The following is a 24,512-nucleotide window of genomic DNA, read 5'->3' as shown; positions in this document are numbered from 1 at the left end:
AAAACCCTGAAGAGGCACGGCTTCTTCAGGGTTTTTTGCATTCGGGGGAGACGGGCTTGTGGCGGCCGGCTTATGGCGCTTTCGGTGCTTGCAACCAGTTCTTCAGAGGTTGATTCGCCCAGGCCTTGGCCTCGTCACCGACAAAGATGCGCGGCTGGGATGCGGGGACCTTGCGGCGCCTTTCCTGCGCTGCGATGGATTTCTGCGCCTCGCCCATCCAGTCGGTCACAGAACGGTTTTCTGCGCCCGCCTGGCCAAACAGCGCTTCGGCAAACGGTGTGTGGTCGCCTTTGTACTGGCAATTGAAAGTGGTGCGGCGGGCGTCCGTGGCAGTGAGCAGCACGCGGTTCGGAGCTTTCAGGGGCTCGATGAACGCGCCGCTGTAGCAGGCGGAAAGCACCACCAGCGTTGGCACATCGTTGAGCGGGGCCAGCGCATTGCTAAGGATTTGGGGGGTGAGCGGCGGCAGGTGTTTGCCGCCCGCGTTGATGTTGAGCAGACCGGGGTTGCTGTGGGTCGAAATGAGCAGCAGAACGCGGTCTCGCGGGCGCGCCACTTCGGCCATTTTGGACATCACCAGCGCGAAGTTCTCGGGGGTGGCCTGCGGCCAGTCGGCGCTCTGATCGCGTGCCGGGTTGGCCAGCTTGAGCATCAGCGCATTCGGATCGATGTCTTTGACCAGCTTTTCGGCCAGAAGCACGTCGTTGCGGAAAACCTTGGATTGCGAATGCATCGCAAATCCCGCAAAAATGATGCGCCCAGGGGGCTCGGGTGGTGGAGCCGGTGGCGTTGGTGCAACGACCGGGGCCGGTGCTGCCACAGGCGCCTGTGCCGTGGGCACGGCGCAGCCAGCGATGACAAGGGTCAGGGCGAGTGCGCTGGCATGGCGCAACCGCCGACGGGCGGCAGTGAAAAACAGAGACGATTGCATCGATAACAGGGCCGCTCACCGCAGAAACCGCGATGAATCGGTTTCACGCACAGGGGCCGGTTGGAAGGGATGCGTATCGTAACGGTGCCCCATCAGCGGGGGGCGCCGCCCTGTTGCCGGGGAATTTGCTGCTTTTTCGGTGCTAGCGCTTGTTGGTAAACATTTTATTGCTATAAATAAAATAGCAATCGCAAAAAAGCCGGTGCATGCACCGGCTTGTGGTTTTGTGGGGCAATTGTCACATGCCTACAACGCTGCCAGCGGCGCTGGCCGTGCCAGCCGGCTTGCATGCAGCCAGGCTCGGCGCAGCACCGGCGGTGACCAGGACTCCTCAGGGATCAGCAACAGGCGTTGTGCGCGCATCGCCTTGCCCAACGCGATCTGGCTGGTGAACACGGCCAGCGGTATGGCCAGCGCCAGGGGCAGGCCCACAGGCATGAGCCACAGCAGGGCGCTGCTATCGATCACGGCGACACCCACTGCCAGCAGGGCAATCACCAGGCTCATGGGTGCCAGCTGGCGCACGGCGTGGCGCCAGGGCACGGCATGGGCTTCGCGCGGGGGCGACTTCCATTCCAGCTTCAGGCCGGTGAGCGCAATCAGCACGAACAGCGAATGCGCCAGCATGCGGATGGGGGCCTGCAGGATGGCCAGCACACTCTCCAGCGCGGCGCTCTTGAGCAGGCTGACGGCACCGCCGTATTCCTTTTGCTCGCGGCGCATGAACACGGCGGCCACACCCAGGATGCGGGGCAGGAACAGCATGCACAGCGTCCAGGCCCACAGCGACAGCAATTCGGCTGGCAGGATGTGCCAGTCGGCCACGAGCTTGGCGCCCGACAGCCACAGCGCCGTGCCCAGTGTCAGGAAGGCGAGCCACAGCGGCGCCGACAGGTAGGCCATGGCGCCCGTGATGAACATCGAGCGGTGCACCGCGTGGATGCCGGGCTCGGCCATCAAGCGTGCGTTTTGCAGGTTGCCCTGGCACCAGCGGCGGTCGCGCTGCAGTTCGGCCAGCAGGTCGGGGGGTTGCTGTTCATAGCTGCCAATCAGGTCCGACACCAGCCACACGTGGTAGCCAGCGCGGCGCATCAGCGCGGCTTCGACAAAGTCGTGCGACATGATGCCGCCCGCCAGGCCACCATTGCCCTTGATGGGCGCGAGGGCGCAGTGTTCCATGAAGGGTGCCACGCGAATGATCGCGTTGTGGCCCCAGTAGTGGGATTCACCCAGCTGCCAGTACTGCATGCCCAGCGTAAACAGGCGACCGGTGACGCGTGAGGCGAACTGCTGCGCGCGGGCGTGCAGCGTGACGTGGCCGATGGCCTGGGTTGCCGTCTGGATGATGCCCGCCGTGGGGTTGGCTTCCATGAGCTTGGCCATCGAGACGATGCAGTCACCGCTCATCACGCTGTCGGCGTCCAGCACCACCATGTAGCGGTAGTCCTTGCCCCAGCGGCGGCAGAAATCGGCCACATTGCCCGCCTTGCGGTGCGTGCGGCGGGCGCGCAGGCGGTAGTACACCTGCACCTGGGGTTGCTGGCTGTGCTGCGCCAGGGCGCTGCGCAGTTCCTCCCAGGCGGCGCGTTCAGCCTGGGCGATGGCGGGGTCATAGCTGTCGGACAGCACAAACACGTCGAAGGTGGCCCCGTGGCCGGTCGATGCCACCGACTCGCAGGTTGCCCGCAACCCCGCAAACACGGTGGCCACGTCCTCGTTGCAGATCGGCATGATGATGGCCGTGCGCGCGTCGGGTGCCAGTTCATGCTCCACCACACTGCGCACGGACAGCGCATGCCTGTCGCCGCGCAGCATGACCCAAAAGCCCATCAAGCCGGTGAGAAAGCCGGTGACCACCCAGGCCGACAGCAGGGCGAACAGCGCGATCTGCCCAAAGCCCAGCCAAGGGTTCTCATACTCAGGCTGCACGCCGGCAAACAGGAAACTCGCCAGGGCCGTGGTCAGCACCGTCAGCACCGCAAAGGTCCAGCGGCGGCGCTGCGCAGCGCCCTCCCATTCCTGGGCTGGCCGGTTTTCGGGCGATGCGGGAGGGCTGGTTTCGGTGCGACCGGTCAGCTTGAGAAGCAGGGCTGTGCCCATGCTGTTCCAGAAGCCGCGCCAGGGCACGGGTGCCATGGACCCCCGGTGGACGGGCGGCGCGGTGACGGCATTGGGATGCCGTTCCTCGCGCAGCGTGCTGCGTTGGGGGTGATGGGGCACTGGGGGGCTTACTCGGGAAGAATGATGTGCGTCCATGTTTCACTCACAGCGTTGTTGTCGTGTTGAAGAAAAGCGCGCAGCTCGATCGGGCGATCGGCCTTTTGGCGCTGTACGCGAACGGTCATGCGCCACTGCTCGGTGGCGGGATTGCGGTAGACGATGTTTTCCAGCACCTTGCCGTTGGCATCGCTGGTCACCACGGCTTTTACGGTCGCGTCAGCGGGCAAAGCCTTGAGGGCGGGGCCGTCGAAATCGACCACGTACTGCGCCTGCTGGCGCAAGGCGGCAGCGGTCTCTTTGGTGTAGCCCACGCCCCGGCGCGATTGCGTGGCCCAGGCCCCGGGCGGCCGCTGTTGTTCATCGCCTTGCCAGCTCAGCTCGTAGGCAAATTCCAGGGGCTGGCCGGGGGCGGGCATCTGGGCAGGCACCCAATACGCCACGATGTTGTCGTGCGTTTCGTCGGGGGTGTTGAGCTGCACCAGTTCGACGCGGCCAGCGCCCCAGTCGTGCAGGGGGCGCACCCAGGCACTTGGGCGGCGCTCATAGCGGGCCTCCACGTCCTCATAGTTCGACCATTGGCGGTCGCGCTGCATCAGGCCAAAGCCTTTGGGATTTTTGGTGGCAAACGATGTGACCAGCGTCTGCTTGGGGTTTTGCAGCGGACGCCAGAGCCATTCGCCTTCGCCCGTGGCAATCATCAGCCCATCGGAGTCATGGACCTCGGGCCGAAAGTCTTCTTTGCGGGGCTGGTTCTCGCCAAAGAAAAACATGCTGGTCAACGGCGCAATGCCCAGCGTGGCGATGGGCTTGCTGCCCGTGCTGGGCCGCACAAAAATGCGGCTGCGCACGGTGGTGGTGGTCTGCGTGCCCGGCTGGATGTCGAAGCGGTAGGCGCCGGTGGCACGGGGCGAATCCAGCAGCGCATACACGGTGACCTGCGTCGACAAGGGATCCGGCCGCACCAGCCAGAACTCGGTGAAGCGTGGGAACTCTTCGCCACTGCCCCCCACGGTGTCGATGGCCAGCCCGCGCGCTGACAGGCCGTATTGCTGACCCTTGCCCAGTGCGCGGAAGTAGCTGGCGCCCTGGAAGACCACCAGCTCATCCTTGTAGGCGCTGGAGTTGAGGTGGTTGTGCAGACGAAAGCCCGCAAAGCCGAGGTCGCCCCAGGCCTCAGGCCGCACCTGGTTCTTGCCGTAGTCGAAGTCCGCGCGGCTGTAGCCGATGTGGCGCGCGCCCTGCGGTGTCACCTCGTTGATCAGCACCGGCTCCTTCTGGTACAGGCCCAGGTGGAAGAACATGGCCTCGAACGGCAGCTTTTCGGCGCGCCACAGGGCACGGTCGGGGCGCCAGCGGATGTCGCGCACCTGGTCGTAGTTGAGTTTGGCGAGGTCGGCGGGGAGCTTGTCGCTGGATGCGCGATAGGGCTTCTCCGCCCGTTCCCGGGCGATGCGGGTGACGCTGTCGAAATCGAAGCTCTGGGCCTGTGCGGCGCCTGCCAACAGGGTGGCGGCCAGCGCTATCGTGGCCTGTGGGAGGCGGCCGGTGAAGCGTGAACAGTGAGAAAAAACAGCTTGCATGCTGAGACTAGGGCAAACCCTGTGCCAGCTTCAAAAAACTGTTTTAAATCAATGGTTTAAGTCATCAATTGCATGTAAGCAGTTGTGCGACTCGTGGATTGGGGGGGAAATCCAGTGTTTTTGTCGCCGAATGGCGACAGTGTGGCAAGGCGCTAGAGAAAAACTGAATCAAATCAACGACCTAGTCGTGTCGCTCATCAGCGACGTCTTCGTTGTCCACAGCGTCGTTCTTGAAGTTTCCGGGGGTCAATGCGTGCTTTTGCAGCAGCCGGTAGAACTCCGTGCGGTTGCGCTGTGCCAGGCGCGCCGCGTCGGCTACATTGCCATCCGTCATCTTGAGCAGGCCCACCAGGTACTCGCGCTCAAACCTTTGCCGGGCCTCGGCAAAGCTCAGCACCTGGGTAGATGGCGTGCGCAGCGCGCGCTGCACCAGCGTCAGGGGCACCAGGGGCGTGGTGGACAGGGCACACACCTGTTCGACGACGTTGTAGAGCTGGCGCACGTTGCCAGGCCAGGCGGCCAGGGTCAGTGCCTTGAGCGCCTCGGGTGCAAAGCCTGACAGGCGCTTGTCGTACTTGCGCGCCAGCTTGTCGAGAAAGTGGTTGGCCAGCAGCGCGATGTCTTCGCGCCGATCTCCCAGGGTGGGCAGCGCCAGCGTGACCACATTGAGCCGGTAGTACAGGTCTTCGCGGAACTGGGCCGTGGCCATGGCGGCTTCCAGGTCGCGGTGCGTGGCCGAGATGATGCGCACGTCGATGGGAATCGACTGGCTGGCACCCACGGGGCGCACCGCGCGTTCCTGCAGCACCCGCAGCAGCTTGACCTGCAGGGCGGGCGGCATGTCGCCAATCTCGTCGAGCAACAAGGTGCCGCCTTCCGCCGCCTGGAACAGCCCCTTGTGGTTGCTCACTGCGTCGGTAAAGGCCCCTTTGACGTGGCCGAACAGTTCGGATTCGAGAAGGGCTTCGGGGATGGCGCCGCAGTTGACCGCCACAAAGGGGTGGCGCGCGCGCGGGCTGGCGCGGTGGATGGCCTGGGCCAGCAGCTCCTTGCCCGAGCCGCTATCGCCCAGCAGCAGCACACTCGCGTCTGACTGGGCCACCATGTAGGCCTCGGCCAGCAGGTCGGTCATGCGGTTGGAACGGCTCACGATGTCGGCACGCCATGCTTCATGGGCGTGGGCATGTGTGACGGCGGGGGCGCTCAGGGCAAGTGCCTGGGCAATCTTTTCCAGCAGTTCTTTGCCGTCGTAGGGCTTGGTGAGGTAGGTGAACACCCCGCGCGAAGTGGCTTCCACCGCGTCGGGAATGGTGCCGTGGGCAGTGAGCAGGATGACCGGCAGCGAAGGGTGTCGCGCACGCACTTCGTCGAACAGCGCGAGGCCATCACGCCCAGGTAGGCGCACATCGCTCAGCACGAGCTGTGGGCGTGCCACGTCCAGCTGCGCTAAGGCCGCCTCGGCCGAGCCCACGGCGACCACGTCGTATCCGGCGGCCTGCAAGCGCAGCGACAGCAGCCGCAGCATGTCGGCATCGTCGTCCACCACAAGGACGCGGGCGCGGGGCGTTGTGCGGGATGGGGTGGGGGCAGCTGCCATGGCGGTTTCCTTTGACACCTTCCTGAGCGATCAGGGCGTGGGGCGCTGGGGGCTACTGCCCGGGGGCGAGGCGGGGGCGGCAGGAAGCGGGGCCGGGCGCGTGGTCAGGCTGCGTTCGATGGCGCGCACGGCCTCCAGCCGTTCGTTGAGCTGGTCGTTGCGGCGCTGCGCCTCGCGCAGTTGCTGGCCCTGCCGCTCCAGCTGGTCTTCCAGCCTGCGTTGCTGCAGAAGCCGCGACTCCATCAGCCGCGCCAGGGGGTGGAGGGCTTGTGCCGCTGCCGTCGTGTTGCTCATCACCCGCTGCACCAGGCCCAGGGCACGGGCCGTATCGACGGGCTGGCGCGTCTGGGCCAAAGCTGCGGCCAGAAGGAGGGGGGTCTCCACCGAGGCATCTTCCGCCTCGCCCAGGCGGGCAATCTCTTTGGCCAGCTCTCCGGGGGCCATGCGCAGGGTACGGTCCGTTTGCGCCAGCACCTGCAGCACCGGGGCGGCATCCGAAGGAGCGCTGGTGGCGGCGGCCGGGTTGGGGTTGGGGGATTCCGTAGCCACCGGGGTTGGCGTGGGGGCGGTCATGGGCGGAACAGGCGCCGCTACCGCTTGGGGCGCCGTCGCATTGCATCCGGCCAACGTGATGGCTGCGGCCAGCAACATAACCCATACCGGAAAGTCCAGGGCGCGCATGTTGGAGGGGTGGACGGGAAGACAACTAGGCAGCATGCGGTAGTTCCATGCGAAAAAAGGTGTGGACGCCATCTTCCACCAACCGCACCTGGCCGCCGTGGGCGACGATGTACTCTTGGACGATGGAAAGCCCGATGCCGGTGCCGCGCACTGCGTCGTCCGGCTGGCGGATGCCACGGTAAAAAGGTTCGAACACGCGGTCACGGTCTGCCTGGGCCACACCGGGGCCCTGGTCCGAAACGTCCACGCGCACGCAGCCCGCATGGCGCGAGAGCGACAGCCGCACCGTTCCCCCTTTGGGCGAAAAACGAATGGCGTTGGACAGCAGGTTGCTGATTGCCGAGGCGATTTTGTCAGCGTCAATGGGCAGAGAGATGGCGGATCCTTCCACCAGCACCCGCAGGCCCCGGGCTTGCCATTGCAGCCGCTGGGCTTCCACCTGGGCTTCCAGCAGCGCGAGCAGATCGGTGTCGCGCCGCTGCAGCTGGCGTGCCTCAAAGGCTGCAGCATTAAAGCGCAGCAAGGCTTCAATCTCACCTTGCAAAACCAATGTGTTGTGGTGAAGGATCTGTGTAACTTCGCGCTGGCCGGCATTGAGTTCACCGGTCACACCGTCCTGCAGCAGCGCCACGCCCTCGCGCATCGCGGCCAGCGGCGTCTTGAGTTCGTGCGAGACATGGCGCAGGAAGCGGGCCTTGTCCGAATCCAGTTCCAGCAGCCTCAGGCGCAGCCATTCCAGCTGCTGCCCCACGCGGCGTACATCGTCGGGGCCGGAGATCACCACGGGCGCTTCAAGCTGGTTCTCGCCCAAACGCCGGATCGTGCCTTCCAGCCGCTTGAAAGGACGGGCAAGCCAGATGCCCAGCGCCAGGGCCAGGACGAGCGCCAGGACGATCACCCCTACCACCTGGTGCGTCACGTTGCGGCGGCTCGCTTCCACCCGGTCCTGCAGCGCGCGGTTACGTTGTGCGTTGATCTCCTGGACCGATTGCACGATGGTGGTATGCAGCGCTTCAAGCGTGACAAATTCTTCCGCTACCCGTTGCTCGTTTTCCAGGGCCCGTTCCGGCGGTGCATCCAGCAGTGCCTTCACGGCGTCAAGATGCGCACGCCACTGGCTGGCCTGGTCTTCGGGAAGGCCGCCCTGGTGCAACTGGCCGAGAACGGCTTGTGCCTCTACGGACATTTCGTTGAAGCTGCGCCGCAGCGGCGCATCCCGCAGCACCAGGGACTGGCGTGCCGCGCGTTCCAGGGCCTGCCCGCGCTGGTTCAATGCCTGGGCCGCTGTGCTCAGCGTGGTGGCCTCGGCGGCACCAAGCCGGCTTTGCACCATGAGCTGTTCCAGGGTGTACAGCGCCCGCAACGAGCTCACCCCCAGCAGTCCCGCTATGAGCAGAAAGGCCAGCAGCAAAAGCTGCTGGAACGAGAGGCCGTGCAGCGGGCCGTCGGCCTTGCGAAGATCCGCGCTTGGCGGGGTGTCTGCCGTCATTGCCAAGGGCGCCGGGTGCGCGTCAGGCTGCGACTGCCGCCTCGCGGGTGAGCACTTCGCCGCGCAGCGTGTAGGCCTTGGCTTCGGTGATGGTGACATCCACCATCTGGCCTACCAGGCGTGACTGACCCACAAAGTTCACCACGCGGTTGCATTCGGTACGGCCCATCAGCTCGGTGGTATCGCGCTTGGAAGCGCCTTCCACCAGGATGCGCTGCACCGTGCCCACGCGGCTCTCGCTAATGGACTTGATGTTGGCGTTGATGACGCCTTGCAGGTGCTGCAGGCGGCGCAGCTTTACGTCGTGCGGCGTGTCGTCGTGCAGGCCTGCCGCTGGGGTGCCGGGGCGGGGGCTGAAGATGAAGCTGAAGCTGTTGTCAAAGTGGATGTCGTCAATCAACTTCATCATCTTGTTGAAGTCGTCTTCGGTCTCACCGGGGAAGCCCACGATGAAGTCGCTGCTCATGGCCAGGTCGGGGCGGATGGCGCGCAGCTTGCGCACCGTGCTCTTGTATTCCATGGCGGTGTAGCCGCGCTTCATGGCCATCAGGATGCGGTCGCTGCCGTGCTGCACGGGCAGGTGCAAGTGGCTGGCCAGCTTGGGCAGCTTGGCATAGGCCTCGATCAGCCGAGGGGTGAACTCATTGGGGTGGCTGGTGGTGTAGCGGATGCGCTCGATGCCCGGGATGTCGGACACGTATTCGAGCAGCAGTGCAAAGTCGGCAATCTCGGCCGTGCCACCCATCTTGCCCAGATAGGCGTTCACGTTCTGGCCCAGCAGGGTGATTTCCTTCACGCCCTGGTCAGCCAGCCCAGCCACTTCCACCAGCACGTCGTCAAACGGGCGGCTCACCTCTTCGCCCCGGGTGTAGGGAACCACACAGTAGCTGCAGTATTTGCTGCAGCCTTCCATGATGGACACAAAGGCCGAGGCGCCCTCCACGCGCGCGGGCGGCAAGTGGTCGAACTTCTCGATCTCAGGAAAGCTGATGTCCACCTGCGGCTTGTCCAGGCGCTCGCGCTGGTTCAGCATCTCGGGCAGGCGGTGCAGGGTTTGGGGGCCAAACACCACGTCCACATAGGGGGCGCGCTTGATGATCTCGGCGCCTTCCTGGCTGGCCACGCAGCCACCCACGCCAATCTTCACGCCGCGTGCCTTCAGGTGTTTGATGCGGCCCAAGTCGCTGAAGACTTTCTCTTGCGCCTTTTCGCGCACCGAGCAGGTGTTGAAGAGGATGAGGTCGGCTTCGTCCACGTTCTGCGTGGGCTCGTAGCCCTGGGCGGCATTGAGCACGTCGGCCATCTTGTCCGAGTCGTACTCGTTCATCTGGCAGCCGAAGGTTTTGATGAAGACTTTTTTGGCCATGGCAGGCTCTCTTGCAATCAGAAAAAAAAGGGCAGAGCACCGCAGCGCACCGCAAACATTCAAGGACCGCGCCGGGACACAGGGCGCGGCTGATGGGTCAACGCATCACTTGCGGATGGCGTCGTACTCGGTGCGGTAGTTGCGCTCGACCGTGTCGCTGCCCTTGCGGGGCTGCTCGGCTTCGCCCTGGGTCAGGATCCAGGCGGTGATCAGCATGCCGGTGCTGTTTTCGATCACGTAGTTCACCTTGTAGCTCTGCCCCAGCACCGTGTGCATCATGACCAGCGTGTTCTGAGGGCTCAGCAGGCGCATGCCAGGCGCCAGGCGGATGGTGCGGCCATTGAGCGTGGCCTCCGATGCCGTGTTGAGGGTCAGGGTGCCGCGCTGGGCCGCATCGGGAAAGGTCCGCATGCCGCCAAGCCCGGGCTGAACCTGGGCGGACACCGGCAGGGCGCCACAGAGCAGGGCGCAGGCCACTGCCGCGATGAGCTTTCGCGCGGGTGCCGTCGGCGAAGTGAGGGAGAAAGCAGGCGAGGAAGTCGTGGTGCAGCGGTTCATGGTTTACATCCAGGGGCTGAAACAGCGATTCTAAAAGCGGGCCAATCCCGCAGTTCTCAAAAATAATAGCTGCTCGCGCTTGGTTTTAAAGGATTTCCAGCGGTTTCCCATTGAAAACCAATGGTACCAAGCGTCGGCAGCTATGATTTTTTCGGTGCGGCTGCCCAATAAAAAACCCACAGTGCGCAGGCACTGTGGGTTGGATTTGGTGGTCGTAGGTGGACTTGAACCACCGACATCAGCATTATGAATGCTGCGCTCTAACCAACTGAGCTATACGACCGCAATCCAAGATTATAGAACAAAAATTATTGGTGTGTGAAGTTCGCGGTGCGCTTGTTCATGAAAGCGTCCATGCCTTCCTTCTGGTCCTGGGTGGAGAACAGGGCGTGGAAGAGGCGGCGCTCGAACATCACACCGTCCGACAGGCTGCCTTCGAAGGCGCGGTTGACCGACTCCTTGGCCGCCATCCCGGCGATCTGGGAGAAGCCTGCAATGATGATGGCGGCACCCAGCGCTTCGTCCATGAGCTTGTCGTAGGGCACCACGCGGCTGACCAGGCCGGAACGTTCGGCTTCCACCGCGTCCATCATGCGACCGGTCAGGGCCATGTCCATCGCCTTGGATTTGCCCACTGCGCGCGGCAGACGCTGCGTACCGCCTGCACCGGGGATCACGCCCAGTTTGATTTCGGGTTGGCCGAATTTGGCGTTTTCAGCGGCGATGATGAAATCGCACATCATGGCCAACTCGCAGCCACCGCCCAGCGCAAAACCGCTGACAGCGGCAATGACGGGCTTGCGGATGGAGCGGATCGCTTCCCAGTTGCGGGTGATGTAGTCGCCCTTGTAAGTGTCTGCGAAACTGTATTTCGCCATGGCGCCAATGTCGGCGCCTGCGGCAAACGCCTTTTCACTGCCTGTGACGATGATGCAGCCGATTTTTTCGTCTGCATCAAAGGCCTTCAGTGCCGCGCCCAGCTCATCCATGAGCTGGTCGTTCAGCGCGTTGAGCTGCTTGGGCCGGTTGAGCGTGACGATACCAACCTTGTCCGCCTCAATGCGAACCTCGATAGTTTCGTAAGACATGAAATCTCCTGGGTTTATCGGTAGTTATGAAAGCACGAACGAATATACCCAAGCATGCCCGAACCTATGCGCTGGTAGGTAGAACACCGTACCGCTCCGGTGTCGTGTCCCTGGCTCAGTTCAACCAGCGCCCCAGGGCGGCAGCGTTGGCAATCGACAGGCTCACCGTGTCTGGCACCGTGGCGGTGGTGGTGCGGGTGGTCTTCTTGGGGGGCGTGGACGCACTGCGGGCCGACAGTTCGAGCGGCAATCGCAGCAGTCGGGCGTCCCGCGCCACCAGCGCTGTCAGGGATGTCTCGGTGCCAGCATAGAACGCCACATCTTCCAGCTTGCTGATGCGCCACCCCTGGCCTTTCACATCGATGCCCAGCCACTCATCGCCAGCCGCCATGCCCGCCTTTTCCGCAGGGCCGTCTCGCAGCACGGTCTTGATTTGCACGCTGTGGTTTTCTCCCACCCGCAGCCCCAGCCGCTGCGCCCATTGGGGGGTCTCCGCCTTGAGCAAAACGCCGTTGGCTTCCAGCAACTCTGCCAGCGGCAGTTCTGCGGTGCTGTGCACCCACCGCGCCAGTTCTGTGTCGAAGGGCCGGTCGGACAGTTCTTTCAATACTGCCAGCAAATCGTCTTGCGACATCGGGCCGCCCTGGCACCGCAGCCACAGCGTGCGCATGACCTCATCGAGGCTGGTCTTGCCTTCGCGGCGCAGGGCCAGGTCCAGGCACAGGGCCACCAGCGAGCCCTTGGTGTAGTAGCTGACCGTCGCGTTGGGGGTGTTTTCGTCCTGGCGGTAGTACTTGACCCAGGCGTCAAAGCTGGCTTGCGCCACGGTCTGCACGGCCCTGCCTGGTGTCTGAAGCACCTGGTTGATGGTTTTGGTGATGAGCTTCAGGTACGCAGCGTCGTCAATCAACCCTGCACGGCGTAGCAGCAAATCGTCGTAGTAACTGGTAAAGCCCTCGAAGAACCACAGCAGCTCCGTGTAGTTTTCGCGGGTGTAGTCGTATTGGGCAAAATCGGCGGGGCGCAGCCGCTTGACGTTCCACGCGTGGAAGTACTCGTGGCTGATCAGGCCCAGCAGTGTGGTGTATCCATCACCAGTGCGGGTCTCATCGACCCGTGGCAGGTCGCGCCGGCCACAGATGAGGGCGGTGGAGTTGCGGTGCTCCAGCCCTCCGTAGCCGTCGCCCACGGCGTTGAGCATGAACAGGTAGCTCTTGAAAGGCGCCTTGCCTTCGCCATGCCAGAAGCGGATTGCGGTCTCGCAAATCTTCTGGGTATCTGCCAGCAGGCGCTTGCCGTCAAAAGAGGGCGCTGCACCAGCCACCACAAAGCGGTGCGGAACGCCGCAGGCCGTGAAGCGGCCGGTCCAGAAGAGGCCCATTTCCACCGGGCAGTCAACCAGCTCGTCGTAGTTCGCCGCAGCGTAGAGACCAAAACCCTTCTTGTCTGTCTTGACGGGGGACAAGCCGGTGGCCACTGACCAGGTGGCCGTAGCAGGCGTGCTGGCAATATCGAGCGTGTGGCGCTGCGTTTCCTGGCCCTGCACGCGCAGGCACAGGCTGGTGCCGTTGAAAAACCCGCGCGATGTGTCCAGCCAGGCCGTGCGCACCGAGGTGTCGTAGGCGCAGACGGCGTAGGACAGCACAAGGGGTTTGTTGGGGCTGCATTCAGCTTGCCACCGATGCTTGTCCAGTTGCGTGAGCTTCACTTCCCGCGCGCCCTGGTGGGCTTTGAGCTCTTGCAGATTTTTGGAGAACTCCCGCACCAGATAGCTCCCCGGAATCCAGATCGGCAGCGAGACCTCTTGCTGCTCCGAAGGGTGGGGAATCGTCAGTGCAATGCGAAACAGATGACCGTGCAGGTCCGCTGGCTCAACGTGGTAGTGAATGGCGGCGGATTCTGGCTTGCGGGTTGAGGGCATGGGCAACTGCAGGTTCGGGCCTTGTGGTCAGATGGCGCGGCCCGTGGGAGCGGGGCCTGCGCGCATGCAAAACGCGTATTAGTTGGCGGCAGGGGTTTCGCTGCTGGCCTCGGCCAGGCGCTTTTCCACTTCCTTGGCGCCGATGGCTCCCGGCACGCGGGCGCCGTTGGCAAAAATCAGCGTAGGCGTTCCTGTGATCTTGTGCTTGCGGCCAAATGCCAGGTTGCGCTGCAAGGCGCTGGTATCGCAGCTCGCTGCAGGCACAGGCTTGTCCCGCACCATGAGATCCTGCCAGGCCGTCACCTGGTCTTTGGAGCACCAGATGTTGCGCGATTTTTCCGCAGAGTCGGGGCTGAGGATGGGGTACAGGAACAGGTACACCGTCACGTTGTCCACGTTCTGCAGGTCGCGTTCAAAACGCTTGCAGTAGCCGCAGTTGGGGTCCTCAAAAACGGCCAACTTGCGTTTCCCGTCGCCGCGCACAATGGTGAAGGCGTCTTTGAGGGGCAGTGCCGAGAACTCGACGGCTGTGAGCTTTGCAATGCGGTCTTCGGTCAGATTTCGGCGCACTTTCGTATCGATCAGTTCACCCTGGATCACATAGTTGCCCTTGGCGTCCGTGTAGAAAAGGTCCGTCCCGATGCGTACCTCGTAGAGGCCTTTCATGGGGGTGGGGCGCACCTCGTCAATCTTGTCCATTTGGGGAATGCGTTCAGCGAGCGCCTTGCGGATGTCCGCTTCTTGTGCGGTGGCGGTAAAGCCGGAGGCCAGTGCGGCGGCAGCGAGCAGGGTGGGAATCAGTTTCATGGTGTTCTCGTTAAAACGGTCTGGTGGCTTCCAGAGGGCAGCCACCGGTGTGGTCAGTAATTTCCCATGGCCTGGCGGGCCACGAAGTGCTTCAGCGGGCCGCTCAGTTCAAAGCCCTTCATTCCCCAGTTGCGCAGCGCCTGCAGCGGCCCTTCCTGGCGGGAGAAGAGTTGTTGCAGGCCATCCGTCGCCAATCCCATCGGCAGCAGAGCTGCCTTGCGCTCGCGCTCGTAGCCCCGCAGCAAACGTACATCAGCCACACTGCGCCAGTAGTCGCGCCCATGCAGTGCGCTGGCCAGGGCTTGGGCGTCTGCCAGTCCCAGGTTCAACCCCTGGCCTGCGAGCGGATGCACGTTGTGCGCCGCGTCACCAGCCAGCACCCAGCTGCGCGGGTTTTTTCCGGTGGATGGCAAGCTGCCACACCAGCGGTCTGCTTTTGCAAGCTGCAGGGGCCAGGCTGCTCGTTCCGCACTGAGCGTCAGCGACCCCAGGGATTCCTGGCTGGCCATCTGGAGCTTCTGCGCGAATTCTTCAGGGGACAAGGCCATCAGCGGCGCGACCTGTTCCTGCAAGACGGACCAGACAACCGCCACGGAGTTCCCCTGCGGCCCGCCCAAAGGCAAAAAAGCCAGAATGCCGTCGGGCAAAAACCATTGCCGTGCCACCTGTTCGTGGGCGCGTTCACACTGCAATCGGGTGGCGATGGCGTGTTGCCCATACGGCGTCACCTGAAAACCCACACCAAACTCTTCGCGCGTGCTGCTGGCGCGGCCCTCGCACACCACGGTCAGGGCCGCCGGCACGGGGGCATCGACCATTTCCACCTGGGGCTGGTAGCGCAGAGCTTCGGCGAGGCGGGCCTCCAGGGCGGGCACGTCAACGATCCAGGCCAGGGCTTCCACCCCTTGGGTGGCCGCATCAAAATGCACGGCGCCATCCCGGTCTCCCTGTACCTGCATGGATCGCACGGCTGTGGCGTGCTCTGCATCGGGCCAGCTGCGAAGAGAATCCAGCAGTTTGCGCGATGCTGCGTTCAACGCATAGGCCCGCACATCGGCGGTTGCGGGGGCCTTCGGGCCGGGGGCAGGTAGCAGGGCCACTTTCAGCCGTTCGCGGGCCAGCAGCAGTGCCAGCGTCTTGCCCACAATGCCGGTGCCGCGAATACAGATATCAAAGGTTTGGGCCATGGCGGCATTGTAGGAGCGGGCCTGGGCCCTTGGGCGCGGTGCAAAATCGGGCTCGCTGTCCAACCGGTCATTTTTGAGGAGCACCTTCGCGTGAGTTTCCACCCTGATTCCGATCTGTCGGGCACCATCGCGCGCCTGTTTGTCTATCCCGTCAAGTCGTGTGCCGGCATTGAAGTGCAGCAGGCCTTGCTCACCGATACGGGGCTCGATCTGGACCGTGCCTGGATGGTGGTAGACGCTGAGGGCATGTTTGTAACCCAGCGCACGCTGCCGCGCATGGCGCTGATTCGCCCGCAGCTCAAAGGCGATGAGATGGTGCTGCGTGCGCCTGGCATGCTGGCCTTGCATGTGGCCATCGATGCGGTCGAGGCGCCCGCCAAGGTGACCGTGTGGCGCGACACGGTGCCCGCATGGGACATGGGTGCCGTGGCGGCGCAGTGGTTTACGGACTTCCTCGGTCAGCCCTGCCGCCTTGTCCGTTTTGATCCTGAATACCGCCGCTTGTCCAGCATGGAATGGACGGGCGGTGTCGAGGCGCCGAACCAGTTTGCCGATGGTTTTCCGTTGTTGCTCGCCAGCCAGGCATCGATGGATGAGCTGAACGTGCGACTTCAGGCTGCAGGCCATGCCGCCGCTGGGATCGAGCGGTTTCGGCCCAATGTGGTCCTGGCCGGGGTGGACGCACACGACGAGGACCGAGTGGATCTGGTGCGTGTGGATGCGCAAGAGGGTGAAATCCACCTGCAGCCCGTCAAACCCTGTTCGCGGTGCCCCATTCCTGACATCGACCCCGCGACAGCCGAAAGCAACCCATCGGTGGGGGACACCCTGCGGACCTATCGGAAGGACCAACGGCTCGATGGCGCCATCACGTTCGGAATGAATGCCATCGTGCGCCAGGGGGCGGGCCAGATGCTGCGCGTGGGTCAGCGGGTGGCGGCCAATCTGCGCTTCGACTGACGGTGTGAACACGGCGTGAAAGGGTGATAGCTGGCTGGCCCGTAAAATCGGCGGTTTGTCTCCGAAATCCAGAAAGCCCTGCCATGAGCCTCCAATGCGGCATCGTGGGCTTGCCCAACGTCGGCAAGTCCACCCTTTTCAACGCGCTGACCAAGGCCGGCATCGCCGCCGAAAACTATCCGTTCTGCACCATAGAGCCCAATGTGGGCGTGGTGGAAGTGCCTGACCCCCGCCTGCAGCAGCTCGCCCAGATCATCTCGCCCGAGCGCATCGTGCCCGCCATTGTCGAGTTTGTGGACATCGCTGGTCTGGTGGCTGGTGCCAGCCAGGGTGAAGGCTTGGGCAACCAGTTCCTGGCCCACATCCGCGAAACCGACGCCATCGTGAACGTGGTGCGCTGCTTTGAAGACGACAACGTGATCCACGTGGCTGGCCGCGTGGACCCGATCTCGGACATTGAAGTCATCCAGACCGAGCTGTGCCTGGCCGACATGGGCACCGTCGAAAAGGCGCTCAATCGCTACACCAAGGCTGCCAAGTCGGGCAACGACAAGGATGCCGCCAAGCTGGTGGCGCTGCTCACGCGCATCCAGGCTGCGCTCAATGAAGGCAAGCCCGCCCGCTCGGTCGAGATCACCAAGGAAGAGCAGCCGCTGCTCAAGTCCCTGTGCCTGATCACCGCCAAGCCCGCGATGTTCGTGGGCAACGTGAGCGAAGACGGCTTTGAGAACAACCCTTTCCTCGACCGCCTCAAGGACTACGCCGCCAGCCAGAACGCCCCCGTGGTGGCCATTTGCGCCAAGATGGAAGCCGAGATGGCTGAAATGAGCGACGAAGACCGTGACATGTTCCTGGCCGAAATGGGCCAGACCGAGCCCGGCCTCGCACGCCTGATCCGGGGCGCCTTCAAGCTGCTGGGCCTGCAGACCTATTTCACTGCGGGTGTGAAGGAGGTGCGCGCGTGGACCATCCACATTGGTGACACGGCACCCCAGGCGGCCGGCGTGATCCACGGTGACTTCGAGCGCGGCTTCATCCGTGCGCAGACGATTGCCTTTGACGATTTCATCGCCTACAAGGGTGAGCAGGGCGCCAAGGATGCTGGCAAGATGCGCGCCGAAGGCAAGGAATACGTGGTCAAGGACGGCGACGTGCTGAACTTCCTGTTCAACGTCTAAAAATCACTGAAAACGCCATCGGGTTATGGCCCGGTGGCCCGCAATCCCTGCAGGGCCCCTGGCATGCAGGGATTTTTTACGACCGTTTGGCAGGGGGGCCACGCATCCCCCTGAGCATCGATTTCTATGAACACTGGAATCCTCTACGCCGCCCTGGCTTACATCGCCTGGGGCCTGTTCCCCCTGTATTTCAAGCAGGTGGCAGACGTGCCCTCGCTCGAAGTGGTGATGCACCGCACACTGTGGTCGCTGGTGTTTGTATTTGGCGTACTGATGGTGCGCAGGCAATGGTCGTGGATGGGGACCGTGCTGCGCCAGCCCAAGGTGCTGGCGGCATTTGTGCTGTCTGCGATGCTGCTGTCGGGCAACTGGCTTACCTATGTGTGGGCGGTGCAAAACCAGCACGTGGTAGACGCCAGCCTGGGCTATTTCATCCTTCCGCTGGTCAACGTCGCGCTGGGCTTTGTATTTCTGCGTGAGCGGCCTCGCTCGGGCCAATGGATGGCGGTGGCCGTGGCGGCCGCTGGCGTGCTGTGGCTGGCGGTGCAGGCTGGGCGCCTGCCCTGGATTGCACTGGTGCTGGCCTTGAGTTTTGGCTTTTATGGGTTGTTGCGCAAGGTTGCTGTGCTGGGCGCACTGGAGGGTCTCGCGCTGGAGACGCTGGTGCTCGCGCCGGTGGCCGCCGTCGTGCTGGGCTGGTGGGCGTGGCAAGGCCAGGGTGCGCTGGTGCAGGGCACGCCCGCCACCGTCGGCTGGTTGCTGCTTGCGGGCCCCATGACGGCAGTTCCGCTGCTGCTGTTTGCGGCGGGTGCGCGCCTGATCCCCATGTCCACCTTGGGCATCCTGCAGTACATCTCGCCCAGCCTGCAGTTTGCGCTGGGCGTGTGGTTGTTCCATGAACCGTTCGAGCCAGCGCGCCTGGTGGGGTTTGTCTTGATCTGGGCGGCGCTGCTGGTCTACAGCATGGAAGGCTGGTGGACGCGCCGGCGGGTTGTAGTGGTCTGAAGAAGGGCCGTGTTCTCCCCGCACCGCATGCGTGGAACCGGGGCTGGGAGTCTTTTCGATGGGCTCGCGTCGCATTCATTGCACAGATTTGCTGCGCCGCTGGAGGCGCTACTGGAAAACACGGAGCGTGAGGGTGTCAGTTCTGCGTAAGATGCGCGGGCTCGTCTGCCGGGTGTTGGTGCCTGCAGCCTGCGCATTTCGGTGAAGCATCACCCGAACGAACCCGGGCTCAGGCCTGCCTCCACATGTTTTTTGGTCGCAAGAATCCGTTTTCGGCGACGGACGCCTTTCCCCTGTCCGACGCTGTCATGGAGTTCGATGACTCGTCTTCAGCCATGGTGCGCCCGGCCCGCCGCGCGCTGGATGGAATGGGGCCCCGCAGTGGGCGCAGTGCGCGCGAAAAATGGTTGCTGGCCGCAGGGCTGATGGGGCTCTATGCGCTGGCGATGCTGGGGTTTTGTGCGCTGGGCATGGTGGACCTCCAGGTGCTCGCCGTGTTGGGCGTGCTGGTGGCGGTGGTCTGCGCGACCTTCTGGGGCATTTTCAACACGGGCTTGCACAAAAATGTGCGGCATCGGCACCTGAAGCTGGCCATGGTGGCTACAGCGCTCGCGTGCATGCTCGGCATTGTCTACCTGGCGCCCGTTACGCAAATCCTGTTGGCGCCATTCACCTTTGTGGCCGTGGCCTATGGCATTTTCACTGTGCCACGGCCCACCCTGCTGGCACTGGCGGCCTGCATGTTGTGCCTCTATGCCGGGGTGGTGGGGCTGCACTACCTGGAGCAGCAGAACAACGCCCTGCTGCGTCTGGAGGCATTGCATTGGGTGGCTCTGGCGGTCTCTTTGCCCGCCTTCATTGCCCTCATGGGCCGCGTGCAGCGCCTGTACCGCAGCCTCTACCATGCAAGCCGCAAGATCAAGAACATCCAGGAAGACGCCCAGCGCGATCCGCTGGTGGGATGCTTCAACCGCCGCTACGTGTTGGCCGCGCTGGAAGAGCAAAAACAGCTGGCCGACGAAAGTGGCATCCCGTTGTGCCTGGCCGTGCTGGACATTGACCACTTCAAGCGCATCAACGATGAGCTGGGGCATCTGGGGGGCGACGAGGTGCTGCGCACCTTTGCGCGCATCGCGCAGCAGGGCGTTCGCGGGGGCGACGTGTTTGGCCGGTATGGGGGTGAAGAGTTTCTGCTCATCTTCCCTGGCACTTCGTTGCTGCCTGCGCTCAATACCTGTGAGCGCATTCGCGCGCAGGTGGAAACCCATGCCTGGACCGGATTGCTCAAGGGCCGGGTGACGGTATCGGTTGGGGTGACGCAGTATGTGTTGGGCGAGTCGGTGCTGGAGTTCTTCTCGCGGGCCGATACCGCCATGTACATGGCCAAGGAAGGCGGGCGCAACCAGGTGGTGGTCGAGGAGCCAGTTGCCAAAGGCGATTCGCAGCTGTCGGACTTGTCGATCTCCAGCAGCAACGCTTTCCTGTAGCTGCTGGCCGTTGTTTGTGCTGGCCGGGTTGACAAGCGGCCTTCGGTGTTCACACTGAACGCCTGTTTCCATCCCCCACGTTGGGTGGCATGGCTGCCTTTCGCGCTTGTGCGTTGGTGCCTTTCCCCCGCGTCCGTTCCATGCCCTCATCCACCGACCTGTCGGCCGAATTCGCCACCGCCCAGCAGCGTGTGCGTCTGCTCCAGCAACAACCGCAGGCTTTTCCCCACCCTGTAGAGCGCGTGGAATGTATCGAGACCCACATCTCCTGGGTGCTGCTTGCGGGTGACTTTGCCTACAAGCTCAAAAAACCCTTGCAGCTGGATTTTCTCGACTTCAGTACCCATGCCCTGCGGCACGCCGCCTGCGAGGAAGAGCTGCGCATCAATCGCCGCACGGCGCCGGGCCTGTACTTGGGCCTTGTAGGTTTGGTGGGTCAGGTGACTGCTGGGGCGGATGGCGCCCCCACCACGCTTCAGGTCGTGCCGTGGAAAGACGCTCTGCCAGGCGCCGAACCCGTCGTGTGGATGCGACGTTTTGCCCAGGACGCACTGCTCGCCACTGCACTGGATGCGCATCGCGTGTTGCCTGCGCAGATCGACCAGCTGGCGTGCCATGTGGCGCAGTTCCACGACGCAGCCGCCATCGCTGCGAGCACCGACAGCTGGGGCATGGCGGCAGCGGTGCAAGCGCCAGTGGATGACTGTGTGGCGGCTCTGCGCGCACCCGTGGCAAGCGCGCTGCCCGGTCAGGGCCCTCTGCTGGCGCAGGTGGTCGGCTGGTGCCGGCACCAGGGGCGGGCCCTGGCCACCACGTTCGAGGCACGGCGGGCAGCCGGTCGGGTGCGCGAATGCCATGGCGATTTGCATCTGGCCAACATTGCACTCATCGATGGCGAGGCCCAGCTGTTCGATGCCATCGAGTTCAACCCCGCCTTGCGCTGGATCGACTGTGTGGCCGATATCGCCTTTGTGGTGATGGACCTCGCGGCCCATGGCCGGGCCGATCTGGCCTGGCGGTTTTTGAACCGGTGGCTGGAGCACACGGGAGACTACGCGGGCCTGTCCGTTTTGCGGTACTACGGCGCCTACCGCGCTTTGGTGCGGGCGCGGGTTGCTGCCCTGCGGCTGAACCCAACCTGCGGTGATGGCAGTGCGCAGGCGGTGCAAACCCTGGAGGAATATCTGGAATTGGCGGCGGGTTTTGCGGGGCAACGGCCTGCGCGCTGGCCGGTGGGGCGCCCTGCTGCGTTGTGGCTGGCCCATGGCTTTTCGGGGGCGGGCAAGAGCACCCACGCGCTGACCCTGGCGTGCCAGCGTGGATTGGTGCGCGTGCGGGCGGATGTGGAGCGCAAGCGCCTGTTCGGCCTGGCGCCTAATGCTTCCAGCGACGGCGTACCTGGCGGCATCTACACCGCCGAGGCCACATTCCGCACGCACCAGCGGTTGTCGCAAGTGGCGCGCGAGGTGCTGGCGGCAGGCTACTCCGTGATCGTGGATGCCACCTTGCTGGACCGCGATGCCCGCGCGCTTTTCCTGGCGCTGGCCGATTCTGTGCAAGTGCCCTGCCACATCCTGTCGTTCGAGGCCCCCTTGCCGGTGCTGCGCGAGCGTGTGCGCCAGCGCGCGCTGGCCGGAGCCGGTGCGTCAGAGGCGGACGTGGCCGTGCTGGACGCCCAGTGGGCCCGCGCCCACCCGCTGCAGTCCCACGAAGAGGCGATCACGCTGCACGTGGACACCACGGTGCCCGTGAACTGGGACCATCTATTGCCGCCCTGATCCAGGTGCCTTCGGCGGGCCACTACATCGCCAGATGCCCAGGCATGAAGTACAGCAACACGCTCGTCATAACCAGATAGCGGAAGAATTTGCCCACAGCCATATAGGCCAGGCAAGGCCAGAACGGCAGCTTAAGCCAGCCTGCCACAGCACACAGCGGGTCGCCCACCACGGGCAGCCAGCTCATCAGGCAGGCGGGGGCGCCAAAGCGCCGAAGCCAGTTCAGCGCGCGAACTTCAGTGGCATTGCCACGGGCCTTGTCCACCACCTTGTGAGCGCCCAGGCCCATCCACCAGCTCACACCACCGCCCAGCGTGTTGCCAACCGTGGCCACCAAGATGGCGGGCCAAAAGAGTTCAGGGTTGATTTTGATCAAGCCGAACACCGCAGGCTCCGAGCCCAAAGGCAGCAGCGTGGCGGAGATGAACGCCACCACAAAGACCGTGCTCAGGCCGAACTGCGGCAGCGCAAGCCATTCCAGCAGCTGGTGCATCCAGATTTCCATAGGGGCCAAGTGTAGGGCTGCGCAGCCGGTGCTTTGGTGCCAGAGGGCGCTGTCCTACGCCGGGCTGCGCCATCTGCGCATGGCTTGCAAGGGGCTCCTTTCTTATCGTGGTAACCACACCGTCCCCCGAAAAATTCCCAAGGAGGAGGCAGCATGCAACGTTTTGAACCCCACGTCTTCCCCAGCACCACCCCTCTGGCTGGCGCGCCTGTAGGCTCTCGCTGGCTGCCTCTGGCCCTGGCGCTGCTGATGGCTGCCTGTGTGCACAGCCCACGGGCAGCGGTGCCTGAACTCCAACCCGCTGAGGTGCATGTCGCCAGCCCTTGCAGCGAAACCCCTTCTGCGCGTGCCGCCTTGCAGCGGGTGGGCCAAGAATTGCAGGCGCTGGGCATGGTGTTGCAGGCTACCTGCCCGGCCACTGGTGGCGGCTGGGTGGTGCAGGTGCGTGTGGTGGACGGCATGAAGGCCAGCAAGGTGGTGCGCGGGCCACTGGCCGATGGGCACGATGTGGACATGGGAACGCCTGCGGGTGCGGCGCTGGCGGGGGCAGAGTCGGCCGCCCAGGGCTTCTCGCCCGATGTGCTGCACAACCGCGCCTGGCTGCGTGCGACGATGGCCCGCCACCAGTTTGAAAACACCCCCGATGCTTGGTGGCACTTTGCGCTGCGCGGCGCTGCAACGGTGCACACCGCGGACGCTGACCTCGCCGCGCGATGACCTTGCTCCCTGCGGGGTGGTACTCGCCCCGGCTGCGCGTGAGGGTGACAAAGCCGTCCGATTTTCAGCGGTCGAGATATTTCATTTGCTGAAATTTTGAGCAGGTACAATCCTGCCTCCTTTTTCAGCATCTGCTGCTGCCTCCCTATCCCACCCCGCCCATGCACATCGGCCACATTCCTTTGGCGAACCGGTTGTTCGTCGCCCCGATGGCGGGCGTCACCGACCGGCCGTTCCGCCAGCTGTGCAAGGCGCTGGGTGCGGGCTATGCGGTGAGCGAGATGGTGACCTCGCGCAAGGACTTGTGGAACAGTCTCAAGACCTCGCGCCGGGCCAACCATGAAGGGGAGCCGGGGCCCATTGCCGTGCAGATCGCTGGCACCGATGCCCCGATGATGGCCGAGGCTGCGGTCTACAACGTGGAACGCGGCGCGCAGATCATCGACATCAACATGGGTTGTCCGGCCAAGAAGGTCTGCAACAAATGGGCGGGCTCCGCCCTGATGCAGAACGAAGCGCTGGCAGTGGAAATTGCCGCTGCGGTGGTCGAGGCCTGCGCGCCCTTCAACGTGCCTGTCACGCTGAAGATGCGCACCGGCTGGTGCCAGGAGCACAAGAACGCCGTGGCATTGGCGCGGCAGTTTGAAAGCGTGGGCATCCAGATGCTGACCGTGCATGGCCGCACGCGCGAGCAGGGCTACAAGGGCCACGCGGAGTACGACACCATCGCAGCCGTCAAGGCGGCGGTGAAGGTGCCCGTGGTGGCCAACGGCGACATCACCTCGCCCGAAAAGGCGCGCGACGTGCTCGCTGCCACTGGCGCCGACGCGATCATGATCGGCCGCGCCGCACAGGGCCGACCATGGATCTTCCGCGAGATCGGCCACTTTCTGGCCACGGGCGAACACCTGGCGCCGCCGCTGGTGGCCGAGGTGCGCCGCCTGCTGCTGGACCACCTGCAAGACCACTACAGCCTGTATGGCGAGCTGACCGGCGTGCGCAGTGCGCGCAAGCACATTGCCTGGTACCTGCGCGCGCTGCCGGGCGGCGAGGCCTTCAGGCAACACATCAACACGATCGAAGACTGCACCACGCAGTGGCAGGCCGTGGCCGACCACCTGGACGCCCTCGGGCAACAGATGGACCGGCTGCCTGCCGCCACGGGCTTGGACGCAGAACCAGAAGAACAAGAGGGATTGGCTGCATGAGCAAGAAACACATAGAAGAATGCGTGCGCGAGAGCCTGCAGGGCTACTTTCGCGACCTGGGCGGCGAGACGCCCGATGGCATGTACGACATGCTGGTGCGTGTGGTCGAAAGGCCGCTGCTGGAAGTCGTGATGCAGCAAGCCGACAACAACCAGTCCCGCGCGGCCGAATGGCTGGGCTTGAACCGCAACACGCTGCGCAAAAAGCTCGTCGAGCACAAGCTGCTCTGACGTCGTTGTGTTATTTGCT

The 24,512-nt window shown here is 64.0% G+C and carries 21 protein-coding genes and 1 tRNA gene; 8 read left to right on the top strand and 14 right to left on the bottom strand.

The features are described 5' to 3' along the window. Nucleotides 1–70: 70 nt before the first annotated feature. The 13 genes from ACODS0_RS02830 to ACODS0_RS02770 form a co-directional block, all read right to left on the bottom strand. Entirely contained in the window at nucleotides 71–931 is an 861-nt protein-coding gene (locus ACODS0_RS02830; RefSeq protein ID WP_488832617.1) for a C13 family peptidase, read from the bottom strand. Between the two features lie 246 nt (nucleotides 932–1,177). Further along, a complete protein-coding gene (gene mdoH, locus ACODS0_RS02825) occupies nucleotides 1,178–3,187 on the bottom strand; it encodes a glucans biosynthesis glucosyltransferase MdoH (RefSeq protein ID WP_488832615.1) in 2,010 nt (669 codons plus the stop codon). Then, on the bottom strand, nucleotides 3,160–4,731 hold the full coding sequence (locus ACODS0_RS02820) for a glucan biosynthesis protein G (RefSeq protein WP_488832612.1): 1,572 nt from the start codon (nucleotides 4,729–4,731) through the stop codon (nucleotides 3,160–3,162). Before ACODS0_RS02820 ends, mdoH begins: the two co-directional genes overlap by 28 nt. Before the next feature lie 181 nt (nucleotides 4,732–4,912). After that, a complete protein-coding gene (locus ACODS0_RS02815; protein WP_488832610.1) occupies nucleotides 4,913–6,328 on the bottom strand; it encodes a sigma 54-interacting transcriptional regulator in 1,416 nt (471 codons plus the stop codon). Nucleotides 6,329–6,358: 30 nt separating this feature from the next. Continuing rightward, a complete protein-coding gene (locus ACODS0_RS02810) occupies nucleotides 6,359–6,901 on the bottom strand; it encodes a hypothetical protein (RefSeq protein ID WP_488832608.1) in 543 nt (180 codons plus the stop codon). Nucleotides 6,902–7,034: 133 nt separating this feature from the next. Next, entirely contained in the window at nucleotides 7,035–8,498 is a 1,464-nt protein-coding gene (locus ACODS0_RS02805; RefSeq protein WP_488832607.1) for a sensor histidine kinase, read from the bottom strand. 22 nt (nucleotides 8,499–8,520) lie between these two features. Beyond that, nucleotides 8,521–9,864, bottom strand: a complete 1,344-nt coding sequence (miaB, locus tag ACODS0_RS02800; protein ID WP_121422855.1) for a tRNA (N6-isopentenyl adenosine(37)-C2)-methylthiotransferase MiaB — start codon at nucleotides 9,862–9,864, stop codon at nucleotides 8,521–8,523. Nucleotides 9,865–9,969: 105 nt separating this feature from the next. Next, nucleotides 9,970–10,422 carry a hypothetical protein gene (locus ACODS0_RS02795; RefSeq protein WP_436131313.1) on the bottom strand — a complete coding sequence of 151 codons (453 nt, stop codon included), beginning with the start codon at nucleotides 10,420–10,422 and terminating at the stop codon, nucleotides 9,970–9,972. 206 nt (nucleotides 10,423–10,628) lie between these two features. Next, nucleotides 10,629–10,705: transfer RNA gene (locus ACODS0_RS02790), tRNA-Met, on the bottom strand. A 25-nt stretch (nucleotides 10,706–10,730) separates the two neighbouring features. Beyond that, entirely contained in the window at nucleotides 10,731–11,510 is a 780-nt protein-coding gene (locus tag ACODS0_RS02785; protein WP_488832605.1) for an enoyl-CoA hydratase, read from the bottom strand. A gap of 115 nt (nucleotides 11,511–11,625) precedes the next feature. Further along, entirely contained in the window at nucleotides 11,626–13,431 is a 1,806-nt protein-coding gene (locus ACODS0_RS02780) for a M61 family metallopeptidase (RefSeq protein ID WP_488832604.1), read from the bottom strand. A 78-nt stretch (nucleotides 13,432–13,509) separates the two neighbouring features. Beyond that, nucleotides 13,510–14,238 carry a DsbC family protein gene (locus ACODS0_RS02775; RefSeq protein WP_488832602.1) on the bottom strand — a complete coding sequence of 243 codons (729 nt, stop codon included), beginning with the start codon at nucleotides 14,236–14,238 and terminating at the stop codon, nucleotides 13,510–13,512. A 53-nt stretch (nucleotides 14,239–14,291) separates the two neighbouring features. Continuing rightward, entirely contained in the window at nucleotides 14,292–15,425 is a 1,134-nt protein-coding gene (locus tag ACODS0_RS02770) for an FAD-dependent monooxygenase (RefSeq protein ID WP_218301731.1), read from the bottom strand. Nucleotides 15,426–15,515: 90 nt separating this feature from the next. Between ACODS0_RS02770 and ACODS0_RS02765 the strand changes: the two genes are divergently transcribed. The 5 genes from ACODS0_RS02765 to ACODS0_RS02745 all read left to right on the top strand — a co-directional run bounded on the left by ACODS0_RS02765 (nucleotide 15,516) and on the right by ACODS0_RS02745 (nucleotide 21,833). Then, nucleotides 15,516–16,385: an MOSC domain-containing protein gene (locus ACODS0_RS02765; protein ID WP_431150629.1), complete on the top strand. Its 870-nt coding sequence runs from the start codon at nucleotides 15,516–15,518 to the stop codon at nucleotides 16,383–16,385. An 83-nt stretch (nucleotides 16,386–16,468) separates the two neighbouring features. Then, nucleotides 16,469–17,563: a redox-regulated ATPase YchF gene (gene ychF / locus ACODS0_RS02760; protein WP_121421105.1), complete on the top strand. Its 1,095-nt coding sequence runs from the start codon at nucleotides 16,469–16,471 to the stop codon at nucleotides 17,561–17,563. Nucleotides 17,564–17,689: 126 nt separating this feature from the next. Further along, the gene (rarD, locus tag ACODS0_RS02755) at nucleotides 17,690–18,568 is read left to right on the top strand and encodes an EamA family transporter RarD (RefSeq protein ID WP_121505505.1); all 879 of its coding nucleotides are present in this window, start codon (nucleotides 17,690–17,692) and stop codon (nucleotides 18,566–18,568) included. 245 nt (nucleotides 18,569–18,813) lie between these two features. Continuing rightward, nucleotides 18,814–20,055 carry a GGDEF domain-containing protein gene (locus ACODS0_RS02750; RefSeq protein ID WP_055393383.1) on the top strand — a complete coding sequence of 414 codons (1,242 nt, stop codon included), beginning with the start codon at nucleotides 18,814–18,816 and terminating at the stop codon, nucleotides 20,053–20,055. A 140-nt stretch (nucleotides 20,056–20,195) separates the two neighbouring features. Beyond that, nucleotides 20,196–21,833, top strand: a complete 1,638-nt coding sequence (locus ACODS0_RS02745) for a bifunctional aminoglycoside phosphotransferase/ATP-binding protein (protein ID WP_488832597.1) — start codon at nucleotides 20,196–20,198, stop codon at nucleotides 21,831–21,833. A gap of 22 nt (nucleotides 21,834–21,855) precedes the next feature. Here the strand turns inward: ACODS0_RS02745 and ACODS0_RS02740 are convergent, their stop codons facing one another. Beyond that, the gene (locus tag ACODS0_RS02740) at nucleotides 21,856–22,338 is read right to left on the bottom strand and encodes a YqaA family protein (RefSeq protein ID WP_055393381.1); all 483 of its coding nucleotides are present in this window, start codon (nucleotides 22,336–22,338) and stop codon (nucleotides 21,856–21,858) included. A 153-nt stretch (nucleotides 22,339–22,491) separates the two neighbouring features. Here ACODS0_RS02740 and ACODS0_RS02735 point away from each other — a divergent pair, with 153 nt between their 5' ends. The 3 genes from ACODS0_RS02735 (at nucleotide 22,492) to ACODS0_RS02725 (ending at nucleotide 24,493) form a co-directional block, all read left to right on the top strand. Beyond that, entirely contained in the window at nucleotides 22,492–23,055 is a 564-nt protein-coding gene (locus ACODS0_RS02735) for a D-Ala-D-Ala dipeptidase (RefSeq protein ID WP_488832594.1), read from the top strand. Nucleotides 23,056–23,216: 161 nt separating this feature from the next. Continuing rightward, entirely contained in the window at nucleotides 23,217–24,263 is a 1,047-nt protein-coding gene (gene dusB, locus ACODS0_RS02730; protein ID WP_488832591.1) for a tRNA dihydrouridine synthase DusB, read from the top strand. Next, nucleotides 24,260–24,493, top strand: coding sequence for a Fis family transcriptional regulator (locus ACODS0_RS02725; RefSeq protein WP_015015597.1), 234 nt, complete (start codon nucleotides 24,260–24,262; stop codon nucleotides 24,491–24,493). Before dusB ends, ACODS0_RS02725 begins: the two co-directional genes overlap by 4 nt. Nucleotides 24,494–24,512 lie beyond the last annotated feature (19 nt).

This window comes from Acidovorax sp. FG60, from assembly GCF_057808995.1.
Note: the sequence above shows the minus strand (reverse complement) of the source record. Positions and strands in the feature narration are given on the sequence as shown.

Excerpts from the sequence above, each read along its gene's own strand:
- ACODS0_RS02830 (WP_488832617.1), bottom strand. The coding sequence starts at position 931 with ATGCAATCGTCTCTGTTTTTCACTGCCGCCCGTCGGCGGTTGCGCCAT.
- mdoH (WP_488832615.1), bottom strand. The coding sequence starts at position 3,187 with ATGGACGCACATCATTCTTCCCGAGTAAGCCCCCCAGTGCCCCATCAC.
- ACODS0_RS02820 (WP_488832612.1), bottom strand. The coding sequence starts at position 4,731 with ATGCAAGCTGTTTTTTCTCACTGTTCACGCTTCACCGGCCGCCTCCCA.
- ACODS0_RS02815 (WP_488832610.1), bottom strand. The coding sequence starts at position 6,328 with ATGGCAGCTGCCCCCACCCCATCCCGCACAACGCCCCGCGCCCGCGTC.
- ACODS0_RS02810 (WP_488832608.1), bottom strand. The coding sequence starts at position 6,901 with ATGACCGCCCCCACGCCAACCCCGGTGGCTACGGAATCCCCCAACCCC.
- ACODS0_RS02805 (WP_488832607.1), bottom strand. The coding sequence starts at position 8,498 with ATGACGGCAGACACCCCGCCAAGCGCGGATCTTCGCAAGGCCGACGGC.
- miaB (WP_121422855.1), bottom strand. The coding sequence starts at position 9,864 with ATGGCCAAAAAAGTCTTCATCAAAACCTTCGGCTGCCAGATGAACGAG.
- ACODS0_RS02795 (WP_436131313.1), bottom strand. The coding sequence starts at position 10,422 with ATGAACCGCTGCACCACGACTTCCTCGCCTGCTTTCTCCCTCACTTCG.
- ACODS0_RS02785 (WP_488832605.1), bottom strand. The coding sequence starts at position 11,510 with ATGTCTTACGAAACTATCGAGGTTCGCATTGAGGCGGACAAGGTTGGT.
- ACODS0_RS02780 (WP_488832604.1), bottom strand. The coding sequence starts at position 13,431 with ATGCCCTCAACCCGCAAGCCAGAATCCGCCGCCATTCACTACCACGTT.
- ACODS0_RS02775 (WP_488832602.1), bottom strand. The coding sequence starts at position 14,238 with ATGAAACTGATTCCCACCCTGCTCGCTGCCGCCGCACTGGCCTCCGGC.
- ACODS0_RS02770 (WP_218301731.1), bottom strand. The coding sequence starts at position 15,425 with ATGGCCCAAACCTTTGATATCTGTATTCGCGGCACCGGCATTGTGGGC.
- ychF (WP_121421105.1), top strand. The coding sequence starts at position 16,469 with ATGAGCCTCCAATGCGGCATCGTGGGCTTGCCCAACGTCGGCAAGTCC.
- rarD (WP_121505505.1), top strand. The coding sequence starts at position 17,690 with ATGAACACTGGAATCCTCTACGCCGCCCTGGCTTACATCGCCTGGGGC.
- ACODS0_RS02750 (WP_055393383.1), top strand. The coding sequence starts at position 18,814 with ATGTTTTTTGGTCGCAAGAATCCGTTTTCGGCGACGGACGCCTTTCCC.
- ACODS0_RS02745 (WP_488832597.1), top strand. The coding sequence starts at position 20,196 with ATGCCCTCATCCACCGACCTGTCGGCCGAATTCGCCACCGCCCAGCAG.
- ACODS0_RS02740 (WP_055393381.1), bottom strand. The coding sequence starts at position 22,338 with ATGGAAATCTGGATGCACCAGCTGCTGGAATGGCTTGCGCTGCCGCAG.
- ACODS0_RS02735 (WP_488832594.1), top strand. The coding sequence starts at position 22,492 with ATGCAACGTTTTGAACCCCACGTCTTCCCCAGCACCACCCCTCTGGCT.
- dusB (WP_488832591.1), top strand. The coding sequence starts at position 23,217 with ATGCACATCGGCCACATTCCTTTGGCGAACCGGTTGTTCGTCGCCCCG.
- ACODS0_RS02725 (WP_015015597.1), top strand. The coding sequence starts at position 24,260 with ATGAGCAAGAAACACATAGAAGAATGCGTGCGCGAGAGCCTGCAGGGC.